Genomic DNA, 3407 nt, shown 5'->3' on the forward strand with positions numbered 1-3407 from the left:
GGCCAGGACGGAGTCCTCCTGCTAGCGTGGTCGTTCTGCTTAAGTCTGATTTTCTTGCTTATTTCTGTTAGCCCCTGTTCGGGGCGGAACTTCATTTCTTTGCAAACCCGCAAACGCGCAAAGAAACGAAGCAAAGAAACGCGTTCAAACCGCCAATTTCTTAGTGTCGGCATTCCCCATTTCAGGCTTTTGGCACGAACGCGTAGCACGGCCCCCACCGATCAGCCGCAGTCGAACACCCCCCTCAAGCACCAACCGCGCGCACACGCTTCGCCTCGACGGCCGTAATTGACCTCTCCGTCCTAAATGTCGCGCCGAAGAGTCTTCGTATCCCTAACCGACAATTTACCTCACGCACCCATTAGCGTGACCGCATTCGTATGAATAATTGAACCTTGATATTAGTCACTCAAACCATTGGGGTAAAGAAGCAACCGTTTGTAGATCTAGTTGCGCGAGCCCGGTTCGTATACCGTGGAGTCGTTGCGGTGTACGTGTGTTTCCCCCTACTGTCTCACGCGCACCCTCGACAAACAACCATGATCACTTCGTCGCTTGGCGTCACAACTAGACATTTCGTTAGGTAAGCGAAGTGTCTATATGACGGACCGGCGAGTGGAAGTTTGGGGATTCATTGCATCCGGATGCCAGAATTGCGCTTGCCGACAACATGCAGATAAACAGAACCCAAGCGAGCGTGGTTTGTCAGCACGCAGCGGTTTCAGGCAGGCATCGGTAATCCGATCCGGCAACACGACGCGAAGCAATAAAGGGTAAGGAGATTCTCGTGATCAGGACGCGCAAGAAGTTGACGGACTCACATCCTACGGACCCATGGGTGCATACGATCAGCGTGCTCTCGCTGTCGTCCGCCGTGACGGCTGCCATCGTTAGTGGCCGCTTTGCCTCGACGAATAAACCGAAGCGCAAGCCGTGCCAGCTGCCCGCGCCCATGCCCGGGGAAAACCACCAAGTCACGGTGACGCTGATAGACCGCCCCACCGAGTCAACAGCAACGATCGCCTGGCGCGATCCGACCCACTGCTGCTATGGCGACCAGGTCTGGCGCGCATGCCGCTCGCGTGTGGAAGGTGTGTGCGCGATGAGCGGTCGCGCGATCTACCGCAACGACGTCGTATTCAAGCCCAGTCGATGCCGGGCTTCGCCGCTTAACGCGCACGCCATGATCCTTGCGGCCGTGCTCGAGAATACGACCTGGAGTTGAGCTTCAATGATGGAAAGACCGATCCGGGCGGGCCCCCAAGATGTTTTCATCGCACCCGTCCGTAGGATCGCGCGTGCACTCGTGCTAACCGGTCGTGGCGCCGTGTCATTAAACCTTGATATTAGCCACTTAAGCCAATCGGTTATAGCGGTAACCACTCGTAGATCTAGTTGTGCGCATCCTGTCCGTATACCTTGGGGTCGTTGCGGGGCCTGTCTGTTTGACCGGCGGTCCGCTTCAAACCCCTTCATCTTCCACGGAACATCCCATGGCACAGCAAAACGTTTATGACAGGCTGAAAGAACTCGGCATCGAATTGCCGAGCGTCAGCGCACCCGCCGCCGCATACGTGATGAGCGCGCAGACCGGCAACACGATTTATCTGTCGGGCCATATCGCGAAGAAGGACGGCACAGTGTGGGTGGGCAAACTTGGGGCTACGCTGACAACCGAAGAAGGCCGCGTGGCTGCGCATTCGATCGCCATCGACTTGCTTGCGACGCTGCATGCGCACGTCGGCGATCTGAATCGCGTCACGCGGATAGTGAAGGTGATGAGCCTCGTCAATTCGACGCCCGATTTCATCGAACAGCATCTGGTGACGAACGGCGCTTCGCAACTGCTAGCCGATGTATTCGGCGAGCGCGGCAAGCACGCTCGGTCGGCGTTCGGCGTAGCGCAGATTCCGTTGGGCGCGTGCGTGGAAATCGAAATGAACGTTGAGGTGGACGGTTAGGGAGACTTCTGGCTCGCCCCCAAGCCAACTCGCGAACTGCTCTATAGCGCTACTCGCGCCGTCCCGCGTGAGGACTGCCAAGCCGTGGCGAGCGGATCAATGCGGTTTCGGAAGATGCGGATCGATGTGCAGCGTTCCGGCCTTTCTAACCAGATCCGCCACTGAGCGCGAAGCCATTTTCTTCATGACGTGGCCACGATGGATCTTCACCGTAATTTCGCTCAGGCCCATCGCCGACGCAATTTGCTTGTTCATCAAGCCAGCCAGCACAAATCCCATCACCTCTCGTTCCCGCGGAGTCAATGAGTCGTAGCAGGTACGGAGTTCCACGAGCGAGCGTTCGATCGCGAGGCGCTCGGCATCCAGCGTCAACGCGTGAGCGACGGCGTCCAGCATGTCCTGATCACGAAAAGGCTTGGAAAAGAAGTCGAGCGCGCCCGCTTTCATGGCCTTGACCGACATCTCAATGTCGCCATGCCCGGTGATGAACAAGATGGGAATCTGCAGGCTGGTCTTTGCGACCTCGTCCTGAAACGTGAGACCGCTTTCGCCGCGCAGCCTGACGTCCAAGATCAGGCAGCTAGGCGCATCATATTTTTCAAAGCTAAGAAAGTCCTTGGACGATTCGAAAATCTCGACGCGCAGTCCGACCGAGCGCAGCAGTCCGCTGAGCGCGATCCGCATCGACTCGTCGTCGTCGACGATATAGACAACCGACACCTTGCTTGCGTTGTTGCTTTGAGGAGAAATCGACCGCAATCCCAGAACCATCTCAGTCCCCCTTTTAAACGCTAAGGTTGCGCGGCAACATTAGCGTTGTATTCCGTGCGGACATCGCTGTCGCGGCCCGTCAGACGACTGTTGCGCCGGAACCCGGCGCGGCTGGCCTATGTTCGCGCTGCCTTTCAAAAAACTAACGCGCGTCGGGCATTGGATTCGAAGGCAGTAAGAGCACGTTCGCGCTAGTCGACCTGAAAAGTATAGTCTCCTTCGGAGGCTACGTAACGAGCCAATCGGGGCTATCGACCGCAAGGCGAAATTTTGATCCGATGCGGGGAGCGGCCATCGTGCCGCGCCTTGTCGGGAGCGGCGGCCGATGCAATATTATTGGCAGTGCAAATCAAGGTCAGGATGGGACCGGGCCGGGACAGGGCGTCCCGGCAATCCCGCGCAACCTCGGGATGACGGCGCGATTTCAAGTTCGCCCGTCCGCCAGACGGGTTATTGACCGAAGTAAATCGGCTTTAGGCCGTCATTGGCTGCAGAGCGGGCCGCCCGTGGGAGTGGGGTTGACGACGAACCGCTGACAACCCCGCCAAAGCCGCTTGTCGCACCGTTTTGCGCATCTACGCGGGCCTCTGCGGCCTGGATGTTCGCCGGATACTGCGTTTGATCGCCGGACGGGTTATAGCCGACCTTTTCGAGCTGGACCAGTTCGGCGCGGAC

General features: G+C 57.9%; 4 protein-coding genes. 2 read left to right on the forward strand and 2 right to left on the reverse strand.

The genetic code is table 11. From position 1 onward, the window contains the following. Positions 1–787: 787 nt before the first annotated feature. On the forward strand, positions 788–1225 hold the full coding sequence (locus WCA53_RS25120; protein WP_423916798.1) for a DUF3331 domain-containing protein: 438 nt from the start codon (positions 788–790) through the stop codon (positions 1223–1225). A gap of 268 nt (positions 1226–1493) precedes the next feature. Beyond that, positions 1494–1961 carry a RidA family protein gene (locus WCA53_RS25125; RefSeq protein ID WP_423916800.1) on the forward strand — a complete coding sequence of 156 codons (468 nt, stop codon included), beginning with the start codon at positions 1494–1496 and terminating at the stop codon, positions 1959–1961. 96 nt (positions 1962–2057) lie between these two features. Here WCA53_RS25125 and WCA53_RS25130 read toward each other — a convergent pair whose 3' ends face one another. Both WCA53_RS25130 and WCA53_RS25135 read right to left on the reverse strand, forming a co-directional pair. Beyond that, a complete protein-coding gene (locus WCA53_RS25130; RefSeq protein ID WP_423916802.1) occupies positions 2058–2732 on the reverse strand; it encodes a response regulator transcription factor in 675 nt (224 codons plus the stop codon). Positions 2733–3182: 450 nt separating this feature from the next. After that, positions 3183–3407: DUF4148 domain-containing protein (locus tag WCA53_RS25135; RefSeq protein WP_423916805.1), on the reverse strand; the 225-nt coding region annotated here is incomplete at its 5' end.

Source organism: Caballeronia sp. (assembly GCF_049581465.1).
Taxonomy (GTDB): domain Bacteria; phylum Pseudomonadota; class Gammaproteobacteria; order Burkholderiales; family Burkholderiaceae; genus Caballeronia.